Source organism: Hyphomicrobium sp. 01T421 (genome assembly GCF_056398805.1).
This window is the reverse complement of sequence record NZ_JBFTQC010000001.1, coordinates 602,849-628,561: the sequence shown is the minus strand read 5'-3', so window position 1 is coordinate 628,561 and position 25,713 is coordinate 602,849. Positions and strand designations below refer to the sequence as shown.

24 protein-coding genes are annotated in these 25,713 nt (G+C 60.6%); 11 read left to right on the top strand and 13 right to left on the bottom strand.

Annotated features, from left to right (window positions below; all coding sequences use genetic code 11):
• Positions 1 to 10: 10 nt before the first annotated feature.
• The 6 genes from AC1DK3_RS02925 to fabG all read left to right on the top strand — a co-directional run bounded on the left by AC1DK3_RS02925 (position 11) and on the right by fabG (position 5,810).
• Entirely contained in the window at positions 11 to 706 is a 696-nt protein-coding gene (locus AC1DK3_RS02925; RefSeq protein WP_477190794.1) for a cysteine hydrolase family protein, read from the top strand.
• A gap of 238 nt (positions 707 to 944) precedes the next feature.
• Positions 945 to 2,099 carry an ABC transporter substrate-binding protein gene (locus AC1DK3_RS02920; RefSeq protein ID WP_477190793.1) on the top strand — a complete coding sequence of 385 codons (1,155 nt, stop codon included), beginning with the start codon at positions 945 to 947 and terminating at the stop codon, positions 2,097 to 2,099.
• Between the two features lie 122 nt (positions 2,100 to 2,221).
• Positions 2,222 to 3,295 (top strand): ABC transporter ATP-binding protein, encoded by a 1,074-nt coding sequence (locus AC1DK3_RS02915; RefSeq protein ID WP_477190792.1) that lies wholly within the window; start codon positions 2,222 to 2,224, stop codon positions 3,293 to 3,295.
• Positions 3,292 to 4,152: an ABC transporter permease gene (locus tag AC1DK3_RS02910; RefSeq protein ID WP_477190791.1), complete on the top strand. Its 861-nt coding sequence runs from the start codon at positions 3,292 to 3,294 to the stop codon at positions 4,150 to 4,152. Before AC1DK3_RS02915 ends, AC1DK3_RS02910 begins: the two co-directional genes overlap by 4 nt.
• A gap of 4 nt (positions 4,153 to 4,156) precedes the next feature.
• Positions 4,157 to 4,966 (top strand): ABC transporter permease, encoded by an 810-nt coding sequence (locus tag AC1DK3_RS02905; RefSeq protein WP_477190790.1) that lies wholly within the window; start codon positions 4,157 to 4,159, stop codon positions 4,964 to 4,966.
• Between the two features lie 64 nt (positions 4,967 to 5,030).
• The gene (gene fabG, locus AC1DK3_RS02900; RefSeq protein ID WP_477190789.1) at positions 5,031 to 5,810 is read left to right on the top strand and encodes a 3-oxoacyl-ACP reductase FabG; all 780 of its coding nucleotides are present in this window, start codon (positions 5,031 to 5,033) and stop codon (positions 5,808 to 5,810) included.
• A 27-nt stretch (positions 5,811 to 5,837) separates the two neighbouring features.
• Here the strand turns inward: fabG and qhpR are convergent, their stop codons facing one another.
• The 7 genes from qhpR to AC1DK3_RS02865 all read right to left on the bottom strand — a co-directional run bounded on the left by qhpR (position 5,838) and on the right by AC1DK3_RS02865 (position 13,645).
• The gene (qhpR, locus tag AC1DK3_RS02895; RefSeq protein ID WP_477190788.1) at positions 5,838 to 6,917 is read right to left on the bottom strand and encodes an AraC-like transcriptional regulator QhpR; all 1,080 of its coding nucleotides are present in this window, start codon (positions 6,915 to 6,917) and stop codon (positions 5,838 to 5,840) included.
• A 131-nt stretch (positions 6,918 to 7,048) separates the two neighbouring features.
• Positions 7,049 to 8,143 (bottom strand): phosphotransferase enzyme family protein, encoded by a 1,095-nt coding sequence (locus AC1DK3_RS02890; RefSeq protein ID WP_477190787.1) that lies wholly within the window; start codon positions 8,141 to 8,143, stop codon positions 7,049 to 7,051.
• Positions 8,144 to 8,274: 131 nt separating this feature from the next.
• The gene (locus AC1DK3_RS02885) at positions 8,275 to 9,702 is read right to left on the bottom strand and encodes a gamma-aminobutyraldehyde dehydrogenase (RefSeq protein ID WP_477190786.1); all 1,428 of its coding nucleotides are present in this window, start codon (positions 9,700 to 9,702) and stop codon (positions 8,275 to 8,277) included.
• Positions 9,703 to 9,726: 24 nt separating this feature from the next.
• Positions 9,727 to 10,545 carry an ABC transporter permease gene (locus AC1DK3_RS02880; protein ID WP_339085570.1) on the bottom strand — a complete coding sequence of 273 codons (819 nt, stop codon included), beginning with the start codon at positions 10,543 to 10,545 and terminating at the stop codon, positions 9,727 to 9,729.
• Positions 10,535 to 11,473, bottom strand: a complete 939-nt coding sequence (locus AC1DK3_RS02875) for an ABC transporter permease (protein WP_477190785.1) — start codon at positions 11,471 to 11,473, stop codon at positions 10,535 to 10,537. Before AC1DK3_RS02875 ends, AC1DK3_RS02880 begins: the two co-directional genes overlap by 11 nt.
• Entirely contained in the window at positions 11,470 to 12,480 is a 1,011-nt protein-coding gene (locus AC1DK3_RS02870) for an ABC transporter ATP-binding protein (RefSeq protein WP_477190784.1), read from the bottom strand. Before AC1DK3_RS02870 ends, AC1DK3_RS02875 begins: the two co-directional genes overlap by 4 nt.
• Before the next feature lie 58 nt (positions 12,481 to 12,538).
• Positions 12,539 to 13,645: an ABC transporter substrate-binding protein gene (locus AC1DK3_RS02865; protein WP_477192853.1), complete on the bottom strand. Its 1,107-nt coding sequence runs from the start codon at positions 13,643 to 13,645 to the stop codon at positions 12,539 to 12,541.
• A gap of 424 nt (positions 13,646 to 14,069) precedes the next feature.
• On the opposite strand from AC1DK3_RS02865, the gene AC1DK3_RS02860 reads away from it, so the two are divergent.
• Positions 14,070 to 14,462 carry a winged helix-turn-helix domain-containing protein gene (locus tag AC1DK3_RS02860; protein ID WP_477190783.1) on the top strand — a complete coding sequence of 131 codons (393 nt, stop codon included), beginning with the start codon at positions 14,070 to 14,072 and terminating at the stop codon, positions 14,460 to 14,462.
• Positions 14,463 to 14,486: 24 nt separating this feature from the next.
• Here the strand turns inward: AC1DK3_RS02860 and modC are convergent, their stop codons facing one another.
• The 4 genes from modC to AC1DK3_RS02840 all read right to left on the bottom strand — a co-directional run bounded on the left by modC (position 14,487) and on the right by AC1DK3_RS02840 (position 18,326).
• The gene (gene modC, locus AC1DK3_RS02855; RefSeq protein ID WP_477190782.1) at positions 14,487 to 15,173 is read right to left on the bottom strand and encodes a molybdenum ABC transporter ATP-binding protein; all 687 of its coding nucleotides are present in this window, start codon (positions 15,171 to 15,173) and stop codon (positions 14,487 to 14,489) included.
• A complete protein-coding gene (modB, locus tag AC1DK3_RS02850; protein ID WP_477190781.1) occupies positions 15,170 to 15,868 on the bottom strand; it encodes a molybdate ABC transporter permease subunit in 699 nt (232 codons plus the stop codon). The genes modC and modB overlap by 4 nt, the downstream gene beginning before the upstream one ends.
• Positions 15,869 to 15,922: 54 nt before the next feature.
• Positions 15,923 to 16,729 (bottom strand): molybdate ABC transporter substrate-binding protein, encoded by an 807-nt coding sequence (gene modA / locus AC1DK3_RS02845; protein ID WP_477190780.1) that lies wholly within the window; start codon positions 16,727 to 16,729, stop codon positions 15,923 to 15,925.
• 208 nt (positions 16,730 to 16,937) lie between these two features.
• Entirely contained in the window at positions 16,938 to 18,326 is a 1,389-nt protein-coding gene (locus tag AC1DK3_RS02840; protein ID WP_477190779.1) for an aminotransferase-like domain-containing protein, read from the bottom strand.
• Positions 18,327 to 18,558: 232 nt separating this feature from the next.
• Between AC1DK3_RS02840 and AC1DK3_RS02835 the strand changes: the two genes are divergently transcribed.
• From AC1DK3_RS02835 to recQ, 4 genes are all read left to right on the top strand, one after another.
• Positions 18,559 to 18,975, top strand: coding sequence for a DUF983 domain-containing protein (locus AC1DK3_RS02835; protein WP_477190778.1), 417 nt, complete (start codon positions 18,559 to 18,561; stop codon positions 18,973 to 18,975).
• 69 nt (positions 18,976 to 19,044) lie between these two features.
• Positions 19,045 to 19,677: a pyroglutamyl-peptidase I gene (locus AC1DK3_RS02830; RefSeq protein WP_477190777.1), complete on the top strand. Its 633-nt coding sequence runs from the start codon at positions 19,045 to 19,047 to the stop codon at positions 19,675 to 19,677.
• A 65-nt stretch (positions 19,678 to 19,742) separates the two neighbouring features.
• Complete coding sequence (locus tag AC1DK3_RS02825) at positions 19,743 to 21,110, top strand: TIGR03808 family TAT-translocated repetitive protein (RefSeq protein ID WP_477190776.1); 1,368 nt, start codon at positions 19,743 to 19,745, stop codon at positions 21,108 to 21,110.
• Between the two features lie 351 nt (positions 21,111 to 21,461).
• On the top strand, positions 21,462 to 23,648 hold the full coding sequence (recQ, locus tag AC1DK3_RS02820; RefSeq protein WP_477190775.1) for a DNA helicase RecQ: 2,187 nt from the start codon (positions 21,462 to 21,464) through the stop codon (positions 23,646 to 23,648).
• On the opposite strand, the gene hisG is transcribed toward recQ, so the two are convergent.
• Together hisG and AC1DK3_RS02810 are read right to left on the bottom strand one after the other, a co-directional pair.
• Positions 23,649 to 24,374, bottom strand: a complete 726-nt coding sequence (gene hisG, locus AC1DK3_RS02815; RefSeq protein ID WP_477190774.1) for an ATP phosphoribosyltransferase — start codon at positions 24,372 to 24,374, stop codon at positions 23,649 to 23,651.
• Positions 24,371 to 25,549, bottom strand: coding sequence for an ATP phosphoribosyltransferase regulatory subunit (locus AC1DK3_RS02810; RefSeq protein ID WP_477190773.1), 1,179 nt, complete (start codon positions 25,547 to 25,549; stop codon positions 24,371 to 24,373). The genes hisG and AC1DK3_RS02810 overlap by 4 nt, the downstream gene beginning before the upstream one ends.
• Positions 25,550 to 25,713 lie beyond the last annotated feature (164 nt).

Sequence of the window (25,713 nt, the reverse complement as noted above, 5' to 3'; positions counted from 1 at the left end):
AAGGGCGGGCATGAGCTGGAAGACGGGTTATCGATCCATCTATTACGACGGCGCTCCGGAGCCAGACGACCCGGATCTCTCCAAGTCTCACACCGCCCTCCTCGTCATCGACGTCCAAAACACTTACCTCTCCCGGCCGGACCGCGCGTCGCTTTCGCCGGAGGATCAACGTCGGTATGACGCTTGGACGCCTTTTCACAAGCGTATGCATGAAATCGTTCTGCCGAGAACGAAGGACCTTCTCGAAAGGTTTCGGCGGAACGGAATTGAATGCCTGTTCGCGCGCATCGCCTGCCATACCAAGGACGGCCGGGACCGCTCGCTGTCGCAGAAGATGCCGGGCTGGAACAACCTTCTTTTGCCTAAAGACGAGTTGCCGTCCCAGATTGTCCCGGAGCTTCAGCCCATCGGGGACGAGATCGTCGTTACAAAGACGACAGACAGTGCACTGACGGGTACCAACTTGCGGCTGATCCTAACCAACCTCGGCATCAAAACCGTGGTTTGCTGTGGTATTTTCACGGACCAGTGCGTCTCGTCGACTGTCCGGAGCCTCGCCGACGAGAGCTTCGCCGTCGTCGTGGTCGAAGATTGCTGCGCCGCCGGGTCCGACGAGCTGCACCACAAAGAACTCGAGATCATGAATATGATCTATGGGCACGTCATGTCGAGCGAAGAACTCAACGCCCTGATGAAGCTGGCGTAAACCGGCTTGACGGCGCTCAGAAGGTCAAGTTTCCATAGGGGACGGTCAAATCGACTTGGCCGCCGCAGCATACACTGATGCCATCAAAGAGGGGGAATCTTCCGTTACCGCGAACGACTGGCTGCATCGCTCCTTCCTACTCGTTTTTGTCCGTGGCCGGGCCCCGTCGATCGCTTTCGTTTCGCCCTGATAGTTTACGGGCAAAAACCTCATCATCCGCTCACCAGGAGTGACAGGCATGTTCGATAGCAAATTCTCACGCCGCGACTTCTTGAAAACGTCGGCGTCCGCGGCGGCCACGCTGGCCGCCACCCAGATGGGTCCGTTCGCAGGCCCCGCCCGCGCGGCCCGTGACAAGGAACTGAATATCCTCTGTTGGGAAGGTTACAACTCGGCTCAGGTGCTCGACCCCTTCCGTTCGAGCAAGGGCGCGACGGTCAAGGCCGAAAGCCTGACCAACGATCCGACGATGATCAACCGTCTGCGCGCAGGCGAGATCAACGTTTGGGATCTCATCAACGTCAACAATCCCTGGGCACGCAAAATCATGCTGCCCGAGAAGCTGATCAAGCCGCTCGATCGTGCGAAGTTCGAGCCATACTTCGAGAAGATGATGCCGCAGTTCAAGCCGCCCTATAAGTGGGCGATGGACGACTCCGGCAAAGATCTGCTCGGCATGGCCCAGCGGTTCGGGCCCTACTCGTTCGTCGTCAACACCGACAAGATCAGCCGAAAAACTGCAGAAGACCAGGGCTGGGATCTCTTCAACGATCCGAAGCTCGCCGGCCGCTTCGGCATTCTGGAGTCCGACGACTGGAACGTGTTCGGCATCTGCTGCATCGCCGGCTTCGATCCGTACAAGGCGCACACCGCCGAAGAAGTCGCCAAGTTCGAGGAAACAGCAAAGCGCATTCTGAAGAACAAGAAGGTCGTGGGCGACATCGCCACCATGAACCAAGCGATGATTTCCGGCGAAATCGATTGCCATCTCACGGGCGGCACGTATTCGGCGTCTCCCGCGCGAGCGGACGGACATTTGAATTTGCGTGGCATCACGCCAAACAAGGGACCTCTGGCCGGCGGCAAGGGCGGCATTGCCTGGATCGAAATTACCTCGGTCGTCAACAATCCGCAGGGCTCTCCGCTCGCCGAGGAGTTCCTGGAATACGTGCAGAGTCCCGAGGTCGCGCATTCCGTGGCGTTTGCCGAGGGCACGTTCAATCCGGTCGCTCAGATGGGCAACCCGGAATGCTTCAAGCTCTTCAGCAAAGACCAGCTCGAGGCCATTCAGTGGGACAGCCTCGAAGAAGAGATGGCGCGCTCGGCCGAGTACGATATCGTTCCCGACTACGACAAGCTGCTCGACATCTGGAATGCTGCGAAGAAATCCTGAGCCGCATGACGTTTGCGTCGTGACCTCAGTGAACGGCATGTAACGCTTCGGCCTTCCGCCGCTCGATAGGCGGAAGGCCCGATGCGTTTCTCATTAGCTTTCAAAGAAGTTGGAACTCCTACGTGACCGGAACTTCCGAACCTATTCTGCGATTAAAGAACGTACGCAAAGCGTTCGGCAATCTAGCCGCCGTCGACGATGTCAATCTTACCATCGGCGAAGGCGAGTTCTTCACGATCGTCGGACCTTCCGGTAGCGGTAAGACGACCTTGATCCGTATGCTTGCCGGTATGGACCGTCCGACCTCGGGCGACATCCTGCTGCGCGACAAGCGCATCAACGATACTCCGGCCAACGAACGGCCGACGTGCATGGTGTTTCAGTCGCTCGCACTCTTTCCGCATCGGACGGTTGGGCAGAACATCGAATTCGCCCTCAAGATTCGGGGCGTCGATCCGGCGACGCGCGAGAAGCGCGCACGCGAGTTGATGGGGCAATTGCAACTCCCGGCCGACTACTATTCGAAGAACGTCACTTTGTGTTCGGGCGGCGAGCGCCAACGCGTGGCCCTTGCCCGTGCGCTCGCGTTCGATCCGCAGATCCTGTTTTTCGACGAACCTCTGTCGGCGATCGACTACAAGCTGCGCAAGACGCTCGAAAAAGAGCTGAAGGACATTCACCGCCAGACGGGCAAGACGTTCGTCTACATCACGCACAGCCTCGAAGAGGCTATGGTGATGAGCGACCGGATCGGCGTGATGCGACGCGGCAAGCTCATCCAGGTGGGCTCGCCCAACGAAATCTATTCGACGCCCCGCTCTCGCTTCGTCTCGGAGTTCATGGGGGACGTCAACGTGATACCCGTCGAGGCCAACGGCGCAGGCTCGGTGCGTTCGCAGACACTCGGCGCAAGCTTCAAGGTGCCGCCGGCATCCATCGAAGGCAAAGCGCAGTGCCTGGTCGTCAGACCGGAGTTCCTTCGCTTCCTCGATTCTCCCAGCGACGCGCAGAACAGCCTCAAAGGCATCGTTTATAACGAGTACGCGCTCGGATCGCGCATCCAATACCAGGTGCGCGTCGGCGAAAAGGTGTTCCTCGTCGAAAAGCTTCGCCAGCAGCCGTTCAAGGGCTCGCTCGACGATGAAGTGCTGATTGGTTGGGATCCGGAAAATTCAATTCTGGTGGCCGACGAATGATCGAAAAGACCTCCGTCCTCGCCGAACCAGGACGGCGTGCGGCAATACCGATTATGGTATTGCTGGCGCTCGGGTTCGTTGCACCTCTGCTCGCGGTCGTGGGCTTCAGCTTCATGCCGGCCCGAACGTTCGGGCTTTGGCACGAACCCACTCTCGAAAATTACGAAAGAATCTTCAGCGACAACACCTATGTCTCGTTGCTGTGGTCGTTGGGGCTGGCTTCGGCCACCGTCGTACTTCTCGCGCTCATCTGCTATCCGGTCGCTTACGGTCTCGTTCGCGTCTTCGGCCGATGGTCGACGGTTTTGACGCTGCTCTTCACCATCCCGCTGGTGGTTTCGGAGAACATCCGCCTCTACGGCTGGGTGCTCTTCTTCATCAAGGGGGGCATCCTTCCCGGAACCTTGCGAACGCTCTTTGGCGTGGAGATGGGAGATTTCCTTTTCACTCCGGCCGCCGTCTTGTTCGGCATGGTCTACGTCTATCTGCCGTTCATGCTGTTTCCAATGACGCTCGGAATCGCGATGGTTCCGAACCAGATGCGCGAAGCCGCGAGGGACCTCGGCGCTTCGCGCTGGCAGGTTTTCCGCGAAGTTGAACTGCCGCTATCGACACCGGGTTTGATGATCGGCTCGCTGCTGACGTTCGTACTCGCGGTCGGCGCCATTGCCGAGGCAAAGGTTCTTGGCGGCCAGCGCATCATCCCGATCACGCACGACATCGAAATTGCCTTCACGTATGCGCAGAACTGGCCTCTCGGGGCTGCGCTCGCGGTGCTGCTGATGCTGGTCGTCAGCGTGCTCGTCCTCATCGTGCTCAGGCGCTTCGATCTCGATCAAATACTTGGAAAGCGGTGACGTAATGTCTGAGAACAATGGCAGCATTCGCCACATCCTTATCGGCGTCTGGACTGCAGCGGTCCTGCTCTTCGTGTTTCTTCCCAGCGCGACGATCTTCCTCGCGTCGATGACCTCCAGCCGCTACTTCACCTTCCCGATTTCGTCGTTCGGCCTCGATTGGTGGTCCAAGGTCCTCAACTCGCTCGAAGTCAGGGCGCTGGCCTACACGTCTCTGTCGATCGCGCTGACGGTAACCGTCATCGCAGTCGTGCTCGGCTTCTTCGGTGCGCTGGCCTTTGCCCGTTACGATTGGAAGGGCCGTAAGCTCTACCAAAAGTTCATTCTGCTCCCGATCTTCTTTCCTCAGTCGGTACTTGGGCTCGCCCTACTGCTTTGGTTCAACGCCTTGGGCTTCACCCTATCCTGGAAGACGGCCGTGCTCGCGCACCTCGTCTGGATCGCGCCGGTCGTAACGCTGGTCATGGCCATCCAGGTCTATTCCTTCGATCCGTCTCTCGAGGAAGCGGCGACGGATCTCGGCGCATCGCGTTGGCAGACTTTCCGTGAGGTGACGCTGCCTGTTCTCATGCCCGGGATCTTTTCGGGAAGTCTGTTTGCCTTCCTATTGTCGTGGGGCAACTTCCCCCTGTCGCTCTACACAACGGGCGCTGACAACACTTTGCCCAAGTATCTCTACGCAAAGATGGTCGCGGGCTACACGCCGGGCGTCCCAGTCCTCGGCACGATTTCGACGGCGGCCGCCGCAGTCCTCCTCTTTGGCGGTTACGCGGCAATGCTCTTTCTGACACGGAAGCGGAACGCGGCAGCCTAAAACAAACTCTCAATCTCTGAATTCGAACAAGAGCAACAACGCGGCCCCTAGGGAGGTTATGTCCATGTTCACGTCTATCGCAGGCCGGTCCGTCATCGTTACGGGCGGAAGCAAGGGGATCGGCAAGGGGATCGCGCGCGTCTTTGCAAAGAGCGGTGCAAAGGTCGTCGTCGTCTCGCGGAATCTCGCTGAAGCAAAGGCTACGGCGGAAGAGTTGTGCCGCGACGGTGGCACCGCAATGGGCCTCGCCGCAGACGTCACGAGCATGGGCGACTTGCAGGTTCTCGCCGATGCGACTGCCACGGCTTACGGCGGCATCGATATCCTGTGCGCCAACGCCGGCATTTTTCCTCAGACAAAGATCGAGGAATTGTCGCCCGAAGATTGGGACTTCGTTTCCGATACGAACCTCAAGGGAACGTTCCTGTCCGTCAAAGCCTGCCTGCCGTATCTGAAGAAATCCGCCCAGGGGCGCATCATCATCACGTCGTCGATCACGGGCCCGGTGACGGGATTTCCGGGATGGTCGCATTACGCTGCGACCAAAGCCGGTCAGCTCGGCTTCATGCGGACGGCGTGCATGGAGTTCGCGAAATATGGCATCACCGTCAACGCGGTTTTACCGGGCAACATCGCAACGGAAGGTCTCGCGGCGCTCGGGCCTGAGTACGAAAGATCGGCGGCCGCTTCCATCCCGCTGCAGAAGCTCGGAAAGGTCGAGGATATCGGTTACGCGGCGCTGTTTTTCGCGTCCAAGGAAGCCGCCTACGTCACCGGACAGACGATTATCGTCGACGGCGGTCAAATCCTGCCCGAAAGCATGGATGCGCTGGCGCAGGCCTAGCGCATTGCCTAGCGAGGCGAATTCCGGTCAGCTTTGATTGTGCAATACCTCCGCGCGCAGCGCGCGCGGAGAAAGGCCGGTCCATCGCCGGACGGCACGGCTGAAAGCCGAGAGTTCGGAATAGCCGACGAGGAAGGCTATTTCAGAGAACGACAGCTGGCGCTGGCGCACATAGGACAGCGCCAAGTCGCGGCGCGTGCTTTCGACGAGGGTGCTGTAGCTCAGTCCGTCGTAATGAAGCTCGCGCTGAATGGCGCTGAGCGGAAGCCGCAGCTCGGCGGCCACGCATTCGATTTGCGGAAAGCCTTCAGGCAGTCTCGCGCGCACGGCGCTGCGAACGCGATCAGTAATGCTGAAGCGCACATCGCGGCGCTCGGAGAGCCTATCGAGACAAAGCTTCATTGCGCACATGAGGCGTGGATCGGCTGAGGGCATTGCCTGCTTGAGGATTTGCGGCCGGAACACGATCGCGTTGGTCGGCTGCGAGAAGAAAGCCGGTGCCGCGAATGCGCGCTCGTGCTCGCGCCAGCCTTCGGGCTTTGGATGCTCGAAATGAACTTCCTCGGGGGCCCAGCTCTGGCCCATCGCTTCGCGAATGAGATTGAGGAACATGCCAAGCGACAGTTCCGCGTCTTGCCGACGTTCGATGATTTGCGGCGCGTCGATGCGATATTCGAGCCGGGCGAGGCCATCGGGCGTCGTCTGGAGCCCCATCGACGACGATTGCTGGTGCAGCGGAAAGAGCTCCACGAGCGTTTCGAGAGCGACGCCCAGTGATGGAGCGGAGAGCGAGGCATACCCCCAAAGACCGAGGTCTCGCGGATCGAACGCATTGCCGAACCACAAGCCGAAATTGTCGTTTCGGGTTATTCGGGCGCTTTCCTCGAACAGGCGGCAATAGGAGCTGAGGCTCAACTGCAGAGTCGGAGAGCCGGCCATTTCAGGCGAGATGCCGACGCTGCCAAAAATACGATCGACGTCGCCTCGCTGTCGCTCGATGAAGTTCACGATCCCGGTGGCTGCCGAGGCTAGAACAGAAGGGTCGGTTCCCCGGCCGATAGTGCTACCGGCGCCGCTCGCTCCGAAGTCGCTAATGCCGAGTGCCATCGTTTCCTGGTGAGCAGATGCCAATATTCCAGAGAAAAAAGGCTAGCAGAAGCGTCCCGCCGGTCAACCCGTCATGCGCGATGAATTATTCGGCAGCCGCCGAAAATACCGGCATAATTGCGGTGCAACATTCAGCCAAAAAGGCGTTTCAGGAGACCCTTCTTCGGCGGTGCAGCAACGTCTTTTCCGGCGGCGCCACCATACGAAGAGAGGTACTGCTCGCAGAGCGGGATGGAACCCTGCGTGTACTCGACGCCCATCGATTTCGCCAGTTCGGTTTCCGAATGCGATCCGATCCACGCAACGAGGAGAAGTCTCCGCAGCATGACAAACGTCGCGATTTCGCTTTCTTCCGCCTCGCTCAAATTGCCGATGCGGCGATAGCCTCGGACCCAGGCTTTGAGCAGATCCGGCACCTCGGGCAAATGCTCGAAGAACGACACCGTCGTCGCGCAATCATAAAGGAGCCAGGAAAAACCGCAGTCGTCGAAATCGATGGCCTTAACGGTGGACCCGTCCATCAGCAGGTTGGCGAGACGCATATCGCCGTGCACGAGATTGAAGCGATCGGGCGATTTGCCGAAGTTCTCGAGACGCCGTCCGATCAACGCGACGGCTTCGGTGATGGCCGCCGTCGCCTCCGGCGTCATCCCCATGCCGTCCTTCCAGTAGCCCCAATGGGGACGACTTCCGAGGCTGGTCTCGAAGTCCCAGGTGAAGCGTTCGAACCAGGCCGGCCGCTGCCACTTGCGAACATGGGCGTGCATGCGGGCCGCCGTTTCGCCAAGCATCTCGAAGCCAGCAACGTCGGTACTCGATGGCTCCGAGCCATTCTCCCATTGGAACAGCACGACGTTGCGCGCGTTTGGCAGCCCCGGGGCCGCAACCGTCTGGATGTATTCGCCGTCGAGGCCTCTCAGCGCCGTCGGCGTGGCAACGCCGCCATTTTCGCGGAGTGCCGAAAGCCACGCGAGCTCGGAAGCTATGGCTGTCCGCGAATGATAGTTTTCGCGATGGACGCGCAGCGCCCACCTTTGCCCGGTGCTGCTATCGACGCGATACGTTGCATTCTCGGAGACGTTTATGAGCTTGACCGTGCAGTCGCCCGGAAGGCCGTAGCGCCTTACCGCGCGCTCGGCCAGGAGCTGCAAGCGCTGCAACAGCTCTTCGTGTGTCGCCTCATGGGTACCCGTCATGCCTGCTGCCTTGACTCCCGTGCGCTTCATTGAGAGGCGGCCTTTCGACCGCTTCTCTTTTTGCAAACACTACGGGGCGACGGGAAAGCGAACTTGACCTCGCCGCCGTGTCAGTTGACAGGGCGAGCCGCGTGCTTTGGCGGTGCTCTTCGCAACTCGGGCTAGAGCTTCACCATCACGTGACGCGGTACGGTGTAATCCTCGAGCGCGTACATCGAGAGATCCTTGCCGTAGCCCGACATCTTCATGCCGCCGTGCGGCATCTCGCTGACGAGCATGAAATGGGTGTTGACCCACGTGCAGCCGTACTGCAGCTGGGACGCGACCTTCATGCCCCGGGCAATGTCCGACGTCCAAACCGAGGACGCCAGCCCGTAATCGCTGTCGTTGGCCCAGGCGATCGCTTCATCCGTGTCGTCGAACGGCGTGATCGAGACGACGGGACCGAAAACTTCCTTGCGGACGATCTCATCGTTCTGCGTGGCGCCCGCGACGACCGTCGGCTCGAAGAAGAAGCCCTTCCCTGCGGGGGCCTTGCCGCCGGCTGCCATCACGATATGGTTTTGCAGGCTTGCCCGTTCGACGAACGACTTCACCCGCTCCTTTTGAGCCGACGAGATCAACGGCCCGAGGTCGTTGTCGTCGTCGTTGGCTTGGTTGTACTTGAGTTCCTTCACCGCGCTCGAAAGATCGGCGACAAGGTTGTCGTAGACTTTCTTACCCGCATAGATGCGGCACGCCGCAGTGCAATCCTGGCCCGCGTTGTAGAAGCCGAAGATCTTCACGCCCTCGACGACCGATGCGATGTCGGCGTCGTCGAAAACGATGACGGGCGCTTTGCCGCCGAGTTCAAGATGCGTGCGCTTGATGTTCGTGGATGCTGCCTGCAGGACCTTCTGGCCGGTTCCTATGCTTCCCGTGAGCGAAACCATGGAAACCTTCGGATGGTTGATCAGCGCGGAACCCGTTGTCGAACCTTTGCCGACGACGATGTTGACGACGCCTTCGGGGAAAATATCGGCGATGATCTTGCCGAGCTTCAGAAGCGTCAGAGGCGTCTGCTCGGACGGCTTCAGCACGATCGTGTTGCCGCCTGCGAGCGCCGGGGCAAGCTTCCACGCCGCCATCATCAGCGGATAGTTCCACGGTGCGATAGAGCCGACGACGCCGACGGGATCACGGCGGATCATCGACGTGTGGCCGGCCATGTATTCACCGGCGACGGGGCCGTGCATGTTGCGAACCGCGCCTGCGAAGAAACGGAAGCAATCGACAATCGCCGGCATTTCATCCTGCAGAACGCGAATGCGCGGCTTGCCGGTATTCAAGGCCTCGAGCGTGGCGAAGCTTTCGGCGTCACGTTCGATTGCGTCGGCGAGCTTTAAGAGCAGCGTCGAGCGTTCACCGACAGTCGTTTGCGACCAAGCCTTAAATGCCTTGTCCGCAGCATTGACTGCCGCATCGACCTGGGCTGCGGACGCGTCCGGCAGATTGGTGATGACGTCTTCCGTCTTCGGGTTGACGACTGGCTCCGGCGCATCTGTCCCGGCAACGAAGTCAGAGCCGATCAGCATGTTGGTGTCGAGCATCTTATCCTCCAGCATTTAAGTCCGTTACTTTGAAGAGCCGCCGGTGTGTTCGCCTTCTCGCGTCAGATAATAGGCTGCGAGGATCGGCAACAGCGTTACGATGAACACGAATACGGCGACGACGTTCGTCACCGGCCTTTGACGTGGCCGGATGAGTTCGGAAAGCATCCAGATCGGCAGAGTCGTTTGCTGACCGGCGGTGAACGTGGTGACGATCACCTCGTCAAATGAGAGCGCAAATGCGAGCATGCCGCCGGCGAGCAACGCCGTCCCGATTTGCGGAAGGATGACGTGGCGGAAGGTCTGGAACGAGTTGGCGCCAAGGTCCATCGAGGCCTCGACGAGATTGCCGTTCAGCCTCCGAAATCGCGCGACCGCGTTGTTATAGACGACGACGATGCAGAACGTCGCGTGGCCAAGAATGATCGTCCAGACCGAGAACGGTATGGTCATGATGTCGAAGGCGGAACGAAGCGCGATGCCCGTGATGATGCCGGGCAGCGCAATCGGCAGGATGAAAAGAAGCGAGATTGTTTCGCGGCCGAAAAACCGCGTTCGGGAGAGGGCGGCCGCGGCCAGCGTTCCGAATATCAGAGCGAGCGCCGTCGCAATGGCTGCGACCTGCAGGGATAAATAGAGCGGTCCCCAAATATCCGGCCGCGACGACCACGCCACTCCAAACCACTTCGTGGTGAGCCCCGGGGGCGGAAACTCGAAGCTCTTTTCCTCGGTCGTGAACGCGTAGAGGAAGATCAACGCGAGCGGAAGATGAAGGAATAAAAGCCCCGCAATCGCCGAGATCCGCAAGCCGAGCGGGGTCTTGCTGTTCGCGTTAGAGGACATCGAACGCCCCCATGCGTTTCGCCATCCAGAGATAGACAGCCATGATCAGCATCGGCACGACGGTAAAGGCCGCGGCGAGCGGGATGTTTCCGGCGGTTCCCTGAAGCGTGTAGACGGCCTGCCCGATCATCAGGCGCGAATTGCCGACGATCTGCGGGATAATGTAATCGCCGAGCGTCAGGGAAAACGTGAAGATCGATCCGGCGACGATCCCGGGAAGCGCGAGCGGAAAGATCACTGTCCGGAACGTCTGACGGGGATCGGCGCCGAGGTCGGCCGACGCCTCGATGAAGTTCGCCGGCACGCGCTCGAGCGCTGCTTGCGTCGGCAGGATCATGTACGGCAGCCAGATATAGACGAAGACGAGAAACGTGCCGATATAGCTGAACGAAAGCGACGGGCCGCCTACTACGGGCAACGCCAGAATGCCGTCAAGCAGCCACCTGAGGTGCAGTTCGTTCGCGAACCAGGTGATGATCCCCTCCTTGGCGAGGATCAGCTTCCAGGCATAGACCTTGACCAGGTAGCTCGACCAGAGCGGCATCATGACGGCGAGATAGAAGAGAGCCTTCGTCCAGCCGCGCGCGTACCGCGCCGCATAGTACGCGATGGGGAATGCGATGATCGCGCTCGCGACCGTCACGAGCGCCGCCATGGTGACGGTGCGCAGAATGATCTGGGCGTTCGACGTTTCGAAAAGCTGTTCGTAGGTCGCGAGGGTGAACTCGTGAACGACGAGGCCGGAGAAATCGTCGAGCGAATAGAAGCTCTGAAGCAGAAGCGCGAACAGCGAGCCGATGTAGACGACACCGATCCATAGCAGCGGCGGCGTCAGCAACAGGAACGTCACGAGCTGCGGGCGCGCGAAGAACAGGTCCGAGATCGCGCCGCCGATCCCTCTCTGCCTTTCTGCTACGGCCACGGTCACGCGCCCTCTCCCATCGCCACCATTGCGGACTTCGGCCAGATGAGAGAGACGCTGTCGCCCTTGCGCACATTAGTTCCTGCGGGCGTCGACGCGATGAGCGCCAGTTTTTCCGTCGCGACCGTGATGCGCGTTACCGCACCTTGATAGCTGATCGCGGTGACTATTCCTTTGGCGTGCGCGCAGGCGGCGGGCACCAGCGCATTTTGAGACGCGATCTGGATTTTCTCGGGCCGGAGACTCGTCCACCTGGCGCTGCCGCCGTGAGCGGCTGCAAATTCAGGTGGCAACACGTTCGACGAGCCGACGAAATCGGCGACGAAGCGCGAGGTCGGACGTTCGTAGACGTCGGATGGCGTGCCGACCTGGACGATCTTGCCGTCGTTGAAGATCGCGACCCTGTTGGCCATCGACAGCGCCTCGCCCTGATCGTGCGTCACAAACACGAACGTGATGCCGAGGCTCATCTGCAGCGTTTTCAATTCTTCCTGCATCTGCTCGCGTAGCTTCAGGTCGAGCGCGCCGAGCGGCTCGTCGAGCAAAAGCACTTTCGGCCCGTTGACCAGGGCGCGGGCGAGCGCAACGCGCTGGCGCTGACCGCCTGAAAGCTGCGCCGTGCGGCGGCTTTCGTAGCCCGCGAGCTTAACCATGGCGAGCGCGCTTTTCGCTTTCTCTTCGCGCTCGGCTTTGCCGACGCCCTTGATCATCAGACCGTAGGCGACGTTTTCGCCGACCGTCATGTGCGGAAACAGAGCGTAGTCCTGAAACACGGTGTTGACGTTGCGCCGGTAGGGCGGCACGCCGTCGGCGATCTCGCCGAATATTTCGATGTGGCCCTCGTCCGGCTGCTCGAAGCCGGCGACGAGGCGGAGGCACGTCGTCTTTCCGGAGCCCGATGGACCGAGAAGGGCGAAGAATTCTCCCGGCTCAATGTCGAGAGACACGTTGTCGACGGCGCGCACAGAGCCGAAGCGACGCGATACGTTTTGAAAGCGAACTGCTGGAGACATGAAACTCATCGGATGCCTGCGGCCGACCGGCTGGCCGGCCGACCGCAGGGAGTGTCGATTACTTGCCGAGAATGGCGATGTAGTCTTTCGCCCATTGCGAATAGGGCACGCAAGAGCTTTCCTTCTCGCACTTTGCCGTCGGCGTGCGCCAGAACCAGATTTTGTCGAAATTTTCGAAGCCGTTCGTCGAACAGCCCGTTTCCGTCAAGAGTTCGTTGCCTTTGCAGGCGGACGGAACCGTCGGTACCGAACCAAACCACGAAGCCAGATCGCCCTGAAGCTTCGGGTTCAAGGAGTGCTCGAGCCACTTGTACGCGCAGTTCGGATGCTTGGCGTCGACGTGCATCATCGTCGTATCGGCCCAACCGGTCGCGCCTTCTTCGGGAATCGTCGAGGCGATGGGCTTCTTGTCGGCCTGCAGCAGGTTCACCTGATAGGGCCACGAAGACGATGCGACGACCCCCTCGTTCTTGAAGTCATCGACCTGCACGGTCGCATCGTGCCAATAACGGCCGATGAGAGCGCGTTGTGCCTGTAGCAGCGCAACGGCGGCGGCATACTGCTCCTTGTTCAGCTCATAAGGATTCTTGATGCCGAGCTCCGGCTTCTTCTTGCTGAGGTAGAGCGCTGCGTCCGCGATGTAGATCGGGCCGTCATAAGCCTGTACACGGCCTTTGTTGCTCTTGCCGTCGGGAAGGTTCTGTTCCTCGAACACCACCGCCCAGCTCTTCGGGGCTTCCTTGAAGACGTTCGTGTTATAGGCGAGCACGTTCGGACCCCACTGATAGGGAACGCCGTAATGGACGCCGTCAACGGTATGCCAAGGCGCTTCCTGCAGCCGCGGATCGATCTTCATCCAGCTCGGGATCAGCTGAATGTTGATCGGCTGGACCTTCTTGCCGGCGACGAGCCGCAGCGATGCGTCGCCCGATGCGGTGACGAGGTCGAAGCCACCCTGGTTCATCAGCGTGACCATCTCATCGGAGGTCGCTGCTGTCTTGACGTTGACCTTGCAGCCGGTTTCTTTTTCGAAACCCGTCACCCAGTCGTAATTCTTGTCGGATTCTCCCCGCTCGATGTAGCCGGGCCAAGCTACGATATCGAGCTGTCCTTCTCCTTCGCCGACGGATTTGAGCGGATCGCCCGAGACGGCGAAGCTGCCCATAAAAAGAAGCGCTCCGGCAGTAACAAGTGTCTTCCGACTGGGCATCATGTGTGCTTACTCCTCCGATTGCCACCCCACGGCGAAGGCTCGGAGATGCACCCCTCGCGCCCCGTCACGGATACCTTGTTGATGTTAGTTCAGGAATGGGCGACACGCTAGGGAAGCATGATCGGTTCGTTCAAATGGCGCCGGAGCAAGCGGCGTGCCGGACCAGATGCACAGAGTTTGATCAGCACAGGGTCGAGGGGATTGCATTTCCGGTCCCAATTCGTAAAGGGGAACAGCAGATTGGTCACCGGTCGCGATTGGTTTGAACCGAAGGTTTTACCAATGCCGCCCGGCAGACGGGCGGAAACATCCCTGAGAGAGCACCCGGCGCAAGGGACCGCCAAAACTGGTTTTTGAAAAAGCGGAGCGGGAACGAATGACGGTCATCAAAATCCGCATCGACTTTGAAGGCGAGCGCTATATCGGTCACGGACGCATCCAACTTCTCGAATTGATCGGGGAGCATGGATCCATCGCTCAGGCCGCCAAGGCCATGGGCATGTCCTACAAACGCGCCTGGTATTTGATGGATGAGTTCGGCGCGATGTTCGCCGATCCGCTGATCGAACGCCAGCACGGCGGCCGTGGCGGCGGCGCTGCGAAGCTGACGCCGTTCGGCGCCGACCTCGTTCGGCAGTATCGCAATATGGAGGCTCAGGCACTCAGCGTTTTCGCCAAGCCGCTGGCGTCGATCGAGAAGCATCTTGCGCGCCCCGGCAAGAGCGATCCCAAACCAGGCAAGAAACCGCCTCAATCCGCACGCGCATGATCGCGCGCTCAGCTCATCGCGGAGCTATGAGCCCAGAACCTCGGCGGCGGTTCCGGTGGAGACGACACGCCCGGCGTTGATCCGCACAACGCGCAATGCGAGGCGGCGCACTTCTTCGACATTGTGGGTGACGTAAACGATCGGCACTCTGAACTCGTCACGGATCCGTTCGATCAGGCTCATGATCTCGCCTCGGCGCGCATCGTCGAGTGCAGCCAGCGGTTCGTCCATCAGCAGGATGCGTGGCGCGGATAACAGGGCCCGCGCCAACGCAACGCGATGCCTTTCGCCGCCCGAGAGCGTCGCCGGGCGCCGCTTCATCAGTGAACCGATGCCGAGAACTTCGACGATCACTTCAAGCGGAAGGCCTTGATCGTGCGTACGCGTGAACCATTGCCCGAACTTAATGTTCTGCTGGACCGTCAAATGCGGAAAGAGTTGCGCGTCCTGAAAAACAACTCCAACGCGGCGCCGGTGCATCGGGATGAAAATTCCGGCGTCCGTATCCGTCAGCACGTTGCCCGCGACGACGATGCGCCCGCGAGCGGGCCGCTGGACGCCAGCAATCAAATTGAGAATGCTCGTCTTGCCCGAGCCCGAGGGACCGAACAGCGCGGTCAGAGTGCTGTTGCTTTCGAAGGCAACGTCGAGGGTGAAATCCGGCCGCTTTTGCAAAGCCCGGAAACTGAGCAGTGGTGACTTTTCCTTCATTCGAATACGGCAATGCGCCTTTGAATGCGGCGGTTCAACACTTCCGACAGGATGAGCGCCACCATGGCGATGGCGACCGATACCAACGATAGCCGAAGTGCTTCCGTCTCGCCGCCCGGAACTTGCGTATAGGTGTAGATCGCCGACGGGATCGTCTGCGTCTCGCCGGGGATGTTCGAGACGAACGTGATCGTCGCGCCGAATTCGCCCAGCGCCTTGGCGAAACAAAGAATTGCGCCAACCAGAACGCCTGGAAGGGCCAACGGCAACGTCACGAGAAGGAACGTCCAGTACGGGTTGGCGCCGAGCGTACCGGCCGCCGTCTCGAGCCGCCGGTCGATCGCTTCGAACGAAAGCCGTATCGCTCGCAGCATCAGCGGGAAGCCCATGATACCGCAAGCGAGCGCTGCACCCGTCCACCGAAACGAGAACGTGATGCCGAAGATATCGTAGAAAAACTTTCCGAAGGCGCCCTGCCGTCCGAACGTCAGCAACAGGAAGTAGCCGGTTACGACGGGCGGCAAAACGAGGGGCAAGTGCAGGATGCCGTCAAGGATGATCTTCCCGGGAAAGCGCCAGCGCGCCAGCGCATAGGCGGCGAGAAGCGCGATGGGAAGACCGACCAGCGTTCCGACGGTAGCGACGCGTAGACTGAGTTCTATCGCCATCCACGCCTCGGGAGAAAATCCGAACACTGATCTGCCTTTCGGTTCGCCGCTACCCGCCGTTCGCCTTGTGGTGCGACGTCGTTACTTGACGATCGTGAACCCTTGCTTCGTGAAGAATGCCTGCGCTTCAGCGGACTTCAGATAGTCAAGGAAAACCTTGGCCGCATCACCATTCTTGGTCGCGCCGATAACGGCAACGGGATAGATGATCGGCGGGTGCGTGTCTTCAGGGAACACGTCGACAATCTTAACTTTGGGTTCGGCGCTTGCGTCCGTCTCGTAGACGATGCCAAGCGGCGCTTCGCCCGTCGCGACGAGAGCGAGCGCTGCACGTACGTTGTCGGCCTGGGCGACTTTCGATTCAACGGCGCTCCATACGCCGAGCTTCTCGAGTGCGGCCGAGCCATATTTTCCGGCCGGAACCGACTTCACGTTCGCCATAGCAAGATGRTTATCGCCGAGGGCTGCGGCGAGCGGGAAATCCTTGCCGATTTTCAGGGAAACCGTGCTCGACTGCGGTGCGATCAAGACGAGGCGATTGCCTAAGAGATTGCTGCGCGTGTCGTCCTTGATGAGCTTTGCCTTTTGGACGTAGTCCATCCAGTCGAGGTCGGCCGAAACGAAGATGTCGGCGGGCGCGCCCTGCTCGATCTGCTTCGCGAGCGCGGACGACGCGGCGTAGGAGATTACGACTTTATTGCCCGTGCTTTTTTCATACGCTGCGGCCGCGCCGTCCAAGGCGTTCTTGAGGCTGGCCGCCGCGAAGATCGTGACCGTGGTCGCGTCTGTCTTCTGGGCCTGAGCCTCGACGAAAAGCGCCGAGACCAGCATCATTCCTGCCAGCGCTATCTTGAGAGATAGCCGCGAAAAATTGAACGCTGCGTGCATTGCGACCGGTTCCTTTATCGGATTCGATATAGTCGGAAGGATATCTAGCTTGAAACCGTTTGCAACGGGCTGTTTGAAGGCCGGACGAGGGCCGCGCGTGACACATTGGCGGAAAGACGACATCCGACGGCCGGCGCAGCCGCTCCGGCCTCGATCATACGCGCCTCGTAACCGTGATAGCGGCGGAGATGAACTCGCGTTGCCGTCGCTAGACGATTGCCTTCGCGGTGACCGGAGGCTGGGAGAGAAGCCCGGCAAGCTGCTTCAAAGCATGAAGAAGCGCGTCGCGATCGGGTGCGACGCCGAGCGACAGGCGCAGAGCTTCGGGCTCCTTGGAGCCGATGGCGAAGGCGGCTCCCGGCACAACCGAGATCCCCAGACGCCCTGCTTGATCAACAAAATTGGTGGCGCGCCATTGAGCGGGCATGCGCATCCAGATGTGGGAACCGCATTTATCCGCTGCGATGTGCGCGTCCCCGAGCGCCGACTTTGCGAGCTTTTGGCGGGCGATGTTTTCTTCGCGGATTGCGAGGGCGACGTCATCGAGGATGCCGGTCGCGATCCAACGCGATGCAAGGGCCGCATTCAGCGGCGGCACCATGAGGTTGACGGCCCTGATGACAGCTGCAAGCCGCGTCGCCTCAGCCGCCCCTGGCGCAACGACATAGGCGATGCGCAAAGCAGGGCTTGCGCATTTCGATAACGTCGCGATGTGCCAAGTGATGTCCGGCGCCAAAGCCGCAATGGGCATCAACGGATCGATTTGCACCGGCGAATAGGGATCATCTTCGATGATCGTTACGTTGTACCTGCGTGCGATCGCGATGATTTCGTGACGCCGCTCTTCCGATAGCGTCGCCGTCGTCGGATTGTCTATCGCGGGTATGACGTAGAGAAGTTTTGGCGGCGCAGTCGCGCAGCATGCTTCGAACGACTGCGGATCGATGCCTTGCTCGTCCATCTCCAATGGCGTCAGCGCGAACCCGCGTTGCTGCGCGATGGCTTTCAGGCCGGGATAGGTCACAAAGCCAGCAGCAATGGAATCTCCCGGCGACGCGAGACATTCGCAGATCGCGAAAAGCGCGTTTTGAGCGCCGTTGGTTAGAACGATCGACGCCGGTATCAGGTCGGGAATACGCTGTCTCAGCCACACCGCGGCTGCAGCGCGATCGGACTCGCTGCCCGTGCTCTCCTGATAATGAAGGTTCAGCATCCCGCCCTCCTCAGAGAGGAGATTGGCGATGGTTTCGGGAATGAGGCGTTTGAGGTTAGCGGCGGCCGGCTGCGGTGGGATATTCATGCTGAGGTCAACGGCCGGCGCAGAGGCGGCGCCTAGAATACGGCCGTCGTCTATGCGCCGTCGAATGAAAGTGCCGCGTCCGGCATTTGCCTCGACGAGGCCCCGGCGCCGCGCCTCGTTGAATGCGCGCGTGACGGTCGTCAGGTCGACACCGAGGATTTCCGCAATCATTCGCTGCGGCGGCAGCCGGTCACCCGGCTGAATACGCCCCGACTTGAGGTCGACCTCGATGGCTTCGACGATGCCGCGGTATTTGAGCTGTCCGCCCTCCGCCAACCAGGGCTCCCAAGATGACATAGCTGGAGGGTTCTCCTTCGATGATCCATACATTAAATAACATGTATGGCCATGCAGGGATAGGTAGATTTTGTCGATCCCTTTATGGCGGCGGCGGATGTTATCGTAAGTCTTTGATATAATCTTATAATGTCGCGAAAATCGCCATTGTGGCGCAGGACGCATACAATGCTTTTCCTGCCCGCCAAGTTGCCATACAATGGCCAGACATTCATTAATGAAAGGAAACATCATGTGCGGGGAACATAAGTGGCCGAAACTATCTCCGCTGAAGACGGGGATACGCGGCCTCTGCCCCCGATGCGGCAAGGGCAAGATCTTCGACGGCTTTCTGACGCTGAAGAAAGAATGTCCTGCCTGCGGACTGAGTTTCTCGTTCGCCGATCCGGCGGATGGCCCTGCGTTTTTTGTGATCTGTTTCGGGTGCATCCCGAGCGCGGCTTTTGCCTGCTGGTTCGAGGTCGTCTACGGCCCTCCATTCTGGCTGCACTTGCTGACCAGCCTCCCCATTATCCTGCTGACGTGCATTCCGCCGCTGCGGCCATTGAAGGGATGGCTCGTCAATTGCCAGTACTTCCACAAGGCCGAGGAAGGCCGTCTCGTCTTCGACAAACGAGAACAGCTGCGTCAACGTCAGGCGAGCTTGTAGCATCACGCCGCTCCCTCCCCGTTGGGTCAACGGCATCGGCCGCCTATAATAGGGCCGATGCCAAGACGAGTGGATTCACGTCCGACCGTACTGCTGACCGGGTTCGGCCCTTTTCCGGGCGTTCCGATTAATGCTTCGGGCGAACTCGTCCGGAAGCTCGCGCGGACTGCGCGCAGGGCTCTTCCAGAATTTTGCTTCACCGTCGCAATCCTTCCGACGGAGTGGAATAAAGCGACACGGCTCATCGCCAACCTGCATGAGCGCCACCGGCCTCTCCTTGCCTTGCACTTCGGCGTCGCCGGTGCGGCCAAGACCATTCGGCTCGAGACTGAAGCGGCCAACATTTGCCGAGCGGCTCCCGACGCCGCAGGCACGCTCCCCGCTTCAGCGCAATTGACGGAGGATGGTCCTGCGGTACGCCGATCGTCGATCGCCGCTCCGGCAATAGCTGCGGCGTTGAACGCGAAGGGCTATCCCTCCTCCATTTCGAACGACGCCGGTGGCTATCTCTGCAATGCCGTCCTCTATCACTCACTGGCGGCGGCGGAAGCGCGAGGAAATCACCGCGTCGGATTCGTGCATATCCCTCAGGATCTTTCCGAGCCGCCGCTCGACATTACGACCGTGTCGGCGGCCGCGCTCGAAATCATCAAAATCGCGCTGGATACTGCCCCGGCCAAGATTTCGTTAACCCTGGCTTAACGACTCTCACCGCTCGCTCATTTCATTATTTTATTCGATGCGAAGCCGGGAACGGGGAGCCGCCTATGACCTTCGATCGTCGTTCCGTCTTGGGAGCCGGACTTGGATTGGGTGCGGCGGCGACAGTCGTTCACGCGGCAGACAAGCGCCCAGTTGCGTCTCCTGGCGCGCCGCCTGCTGCCGCGAGCGATCTTGCGCCTCGCCTCGTACCCAATGACGTTCAGGATCAGACCGCCGCGCTGCAGGCTGTCATCGACGCTGCGGCCAACACGGATACGCCGATCATCCTGCCGTCCGGGACCTTCATCGTCAGCGACCTAAGGCTTCGCATGGGAACGCGGCTCATCGGCAGTGCGCGGACGACGATCCTCGCCTACGGCGGCGGCGACGCCTTCGTGACGGCAGACAACGCTGACGGTCTCGCTATCAAAGGCATCGTCTTCGACTGCGCGTATAAGACCTTCGACAGGACGCGTGCGGATGGCGCCGTCACGATCTCGCGTTCAAAGGACCTCCGCCTGAGCGAACTCGAAATCCGCAACAGTGCCGGCAACGGGCTTTCGCTCTTCGCGTGCAGCGGACATATCAACGACGTCACGATAACGGGCGCCCTCGACGCCGGACTGAAAAGCCTCGACGCCCTTGGGCTCGACATCAAAGGCAACACGATCTCGGACTGCGGGAACAACGGCATTCTCGTCTGGCGGTCCGCTGCCGGCGAAGACGGCTCGATCGTTTCCGGCAATCGCATCTCGAAAATTCGCAGCGCTTCGGGCGGCACGGGCGAATACGGGAACGGCATCAACGTGTTTCGCGCCGGCAGCGTGCTCGTCAGCGGCAACCGCATTTCGGATTGCGCGTACACGGCCGTCCGAGGCAATTCCGCCTCGAATATCCAGATCATCGCCAACAGTTGCGAGCGGCTCGGCGAGGTCGCTCTCTACGCCGAATTCGGGTTCCAGGGCGCCATCATTGCCAACAACGTCGTGGATACCGCCGCGACGGGCATTTCGGTGACGAATTTCAACGAGGGTGGCCGCCTTGCGGTCATTCAAGGCAACCTCATTCGCAACCTCTTCCGGCGCGAACAGGAACCGCAAGACAAGCGCGGCGAGGGCATCGGTGTCGAGGCCGATGCGGTGGTCTCGGGCAATACCATCGAGAATGCTCCGACCGTCGGCATTCAGATCGGCTGGGGCCCGTTCATGCGCGACGTCGCGGCGACCGGGAACGTCATCCGCCATGCGCGCGTCGGCATATCGGTCACCGGCGCGGGCGACGCCGGGAAATGCCTCATCGCGAACAATCTGATTTCAAACGCCCAGGACGGCGCCATCCGTGAAATGGAATTTGGCAAGATGATGGGGCCGGATCTCATCGATCGGCAGGGGGCCAGCAATCGCGTGCAGCTCGCGGGCAACATCGCCGTGTAATGGCGACGGGCGGCGGAAAAGCGCGCCGCAGGTTCGAACGATTTTTTGACTGGATTTGTTCTTAGGGCTGGCCCGGCCAAGGGGAAGACGGGGGGATGTCTTGGGGCTTGGCCGGGCTCAGCAGGTTCTGGTGTTGCACGGGGGGAAGTGTCATCACCAGCTTGAGGACACACTAGCCCAACAAAGATGAACTCATTCTGAACGTGGGATTAAAAAGTCGCAACGTTCAGTTGTTTGAAACCTCCCAATTGAATCAACGGGTTTTTCGTGTTGCAGCGGCGGAAGCTGCAACTGCCACAGTCGAATCAGGCTAGCGTCCCGGCATCGACGTTCTGAGCATAGGTTTTCCCGATGCCGGCCACTGCCGAGCCGCTTTCCCTGCCCTTTTCGCCAGTTGCAGATAACGACATGGCGACGGCGCGCGCGACGCTCGAAGAGGTGTTCGGATACAAGGGCTTCCGGTCGCTTCAGAGCGACATTATCGCGACACTGCTTTCCGGCCGCGACTGCCTGGCTCTTATGCCGACGGGCGGGGGTAAATCGCTTTGCTATCAGATCCCGGCTCTCATCCGCCGCGGCACCGGCATTGTCGTCTCGCCGCTCATCGCGTTGATGCAGGATCAGGTCGACGCGCTGCTCGACCTCGGCGTCAAGGCAGCCTTCCTCAACTCGACACAGGATCGCGCGACGCAGGACAAAATCGAGCGTCAATTCGCGGCCGGCGCGCTCGATCTTCTGTACGTCGCGCCGGAACGACTGGTGCAGGAGCGCACGCTCAATCTCTTCGAGCGCAGCGATATTGCGATTTTCGCGATCGACGAGGCGCATTGCGTTTCGCAATGGGGACATGATTTCCGGCCCGAGTATCGCCAGCTGAAGGTTCTCGCGAAACGGTTCCCGAACGTGCCGCGCGTCGCGCTGACGGCAACGGCCGATGAACGCACGCGCCAAGATATCATCTCGGAGCTGTCGCTCCAGGATGCGGCTTGCTTCATTGCGAGCTTCGATCGGCCGAACATCCGCTACACCATCGCAGAACTCGGCAGCTTGAGCGCGAAAGAGAAGCTTTGGCAGTTCATCGAAACCGAACATCCGACGGACGCGGGGATCGTTTATTGTCTTTCGCGCAAGTCAGTCGAGGAAACAGCTGCGTGGCTATCTTCCAAGGGGCGTAAGGCGCTCGCCTATCACGCGGGTCTCGACGCTCCGATCCGCGCCGCGGCACAGACGAAGTTTCTGTCCGATGACGGACTTATCATCGTTGCGACGATTGCCTTCGGCATGGGCATCGATAAGCCGGACGTGCGCTTCGTTGCGCATCTCAATTTGCCGAAGTCGATCGAGTCCTACTATCAGGAGACGGGCCGCGCGGGGCGCGATGGCGAACCCGCAAACGCCTGGATGGCGTATGGCTTTCAGGACATCGTGCAGCTTCGGCAATGGATTTCGCAATCCGACGGCGCGGAGGCGTTCAAGAAAGTTCAGCGCCAAAAGCTCGATGCGCTGATCGGGCTCGCCGAGATGCCCGGTTGCCGGCGGCAAGCTCTGCTTGCCTATTTCGGCGAAACGCGGCCCGAGCCTTGCGGCAACTGCGATAACTGCCTCAACCCGCCGCATACGGAAGACGGATCGGTCCTCGCGCAGAAGGCGCTCTCGGCTGTCTATCGCACGGGTCAGCGGTTCGGCGTCACGTATCTCGCTGACGTCTTGGGCGGGAGCGCCGACGAACGGATCATCCGCAACGGTCATGACCGGCTCACCGTCTACGGCATCGGTAAAGATGTTCCGCAGACGACGTGGAAGGGGCTTTTCCGTCAGCTTACCGCGCAAGGGTATCTCAGCATCGATGACGAGGGCATGGGCTCGCTCGTTTTGACGGAACGGGCGCGGCCGCTGCTCCGCGGCGAAGAGCGTTTCCTTTTGCGCGTGACGCGGCAAGTTTCGAAGGGCTCAAAGCGCGCGGCGTCCTCTGCTGCATCGCGGGTGGCACGTGAAAACCAGCCGCTGTTTGATGCGCTTCGCGCGCTCCGGCAGAAGCTCGCGGCCTCGGCGAAGCTTCCGCCTTACGTTGTCGCTCAGGACAAAACGCTGATCGAGCTTGCTGAAAAGCAGCCGACGACGGAAAGCGCGCTGCACGACATTCTCGGGCTCGGCGCCAGCAAGATCGCGCGCTATGGCGTGGCTTTCCTCGACGTCATCGGGCAATTCAAGAAGCATCCGGCGCTCAACAACCGGCTGTCCGCGACCGTGAACGCGACGCTTGCGGCGCACTTACGCGGCCTCGATGCCGAGGCGATTGCCACCGAGAGAAGCCTCGAGATATCGACTGTATACGGCCACTTGGCAGAGGCGATCGAAGCCGGACTGATCACGGCCGAGGACGCGTTGAAGCTCGACGCTGCGGATTACGACGAGATCGAAGAGGCGTTCGAGCGATGCCAGACGCGCGAAACGGGTAAACTCGGGCCCGCTTTTTCGGCGCTTGGCGGACGCTACGACTACGGCATCCTGAAGTGTCATCTCGCCGATAGCATATAGCTACACGCGAGACGTTGCTTTCACTGGCACGGATGCCGAGAGTGCTGCGGTGAGCTCGGCGCAGATCTTCTCGAATTCCGGCGTCCAAGCGGCGGCGTTCGAGGCGCAGAGGTTCGCCTGCGATTTCAGAATGACACCGTCGTCGAGGATTTTGAGGCCGTTGGCGCGCAGCGTTTCGCCAGTCGTCGTTATATCGACGATCAGCTCGGCCATGCCTGCCGCCGGTGCGCCTTCCGTTGCGCCCGCACTCTCGATGATACGGTAGTCGCCGAAACCTTTGGAGCCGAAAAACCGCCGCGTCAGGTTCACGTATTTCGTGGCGACGCGCGGCCACCGCCCATGCAGGCGGCGAAACGGCAACGCGATGTCCTCGAGGTCGTGCACCGTCGCGACGTCAACCCAACACGCCGGCACCGCCACGATGACGTCGGCGAAGCCGAAGCCGAGCGCTTGCAGAAAACGTATGCGGGTCGCTGCGTCGGAAATGTTCTCGCGGATCAGATCTTCGCCCGTGATGCCGAGGTGCACGCTTCCGGCCTTCAGGGCGGCCGCGATCTCGCCTGACGAAACGTAGGCGACGTCGATCTCCGGAAGGCCGTCGATCTCGCCGCGATAGCCACGCACGTGACCGACTTTGCGCACAACCAATCCGGCGCGCGCAAACATATCGGTCGTCTGCTCCATCAAGCGGCCCTTCGAGGGTATCGCGAGTGTGAGCTTGCTCATTGCGCCCCCTTGACGGTCGCGGCGAGCAGACGCTCGGAATGGATAGCTGCGCCGACGGCCGGAACTTCGGCTTGCGCTCCGGCGGCGCGCATCAGCCCATCGTACCGGCCACCGCCTGCGATTGGACTTTTTTCTTCGAGCGACGCTGAATTCACCTCGAACACGAGCCCCGAGTAATAGGCGAGCGTGCGACCGAATTCGGCTGAAAACGTTACGCGATTGAGATCGATGCCCGCGTTGGCAAGGAGGGCCAGACGCCGGTCGTACGTTTCCAAAGCGGCGCCCGCACCGTTCGCCGCGCCTTCGAGGAGAGCTGCGATCTTTTCGCCGGCCGTCGTCGCCGGACCCGTGACGCCGACATAGCGTTCGATCAACTCGATGGCGCTCGCGTCGAGAGGCTTTTCCTTGCGATCCTCGGCTATCACCATGAGGTGTTCCGTGATGTCTGCAAGCGAGCGCGTGCCGAGCAGCTCGATAGCATTTTCTTCGAGGTAGACGGCGACAGCGGCTTCGCTCTTTTCCCATTCGTCGCGCCGCATGGCGGAAAGCAATTCTTCCGGAACGCCGGGAGACGCGACGCGCGCGGCCGACGCGAAGTCTTTCAAGGCTTTGCGAAACGAGAGCGGCTTCAGGAACGCATCGTCGAGCCGTTTTTTCCAATTGGGAGAGACGTCGGCCGCGTCGAGAACACTCGAGAACAATCCGAGGTCGCCGAGCTTCAGCGTCCAGTCCCTGAGGCCGACTTTTTCGATTGCCTTGACGACGATGGCGACGGTTTCCGCTTCGGCTGCTTCGCGCGACTTGTCGCCGAAACGCTCGATGCCGGCCTGGCGAAATTCGCGCGGATGCGAAGCCGTCGCGCCTTGCGGCTGAAAGCGGAATGCGGGGCCGTTATAGCAATAGCGTGCCGGCGTCACCGGATCGGCGTGGCGTTCCAAGTGGAGGCGGCACGTCGGCACCGTGATGTCCGGCCGGAGGCATAGCTCGGCTCCGTCCTGGTCGGTGAAGACATACGTCCGCGCGCGCAGGCCTTCGCCGATGACGTCGAGGAACACGTCAGCCGGCTGAATGATGGAGGGTGCAACGGCCTCGTAGCCGGCTTTGGTGAAAACCGACATCATCGTCTGCGCTTGCGCTGCCAGCGCCTCGAGGTTCCGCGTCGTCTCCACGGTCATTGCGTGTCTCCCGAGCGCAGGTATTTCGCCACCCCCACCCCTAACCCCTCCCCGCGGAGGGGGAGGGGAACAGAAGAGAGCGCAAGGCAACCTCGACCCCGTGTGACGGGAAGATAAGAAAATGGCCCACTTCCCCCCTCCCCTTGACGGGGAGGGGTCGGGGG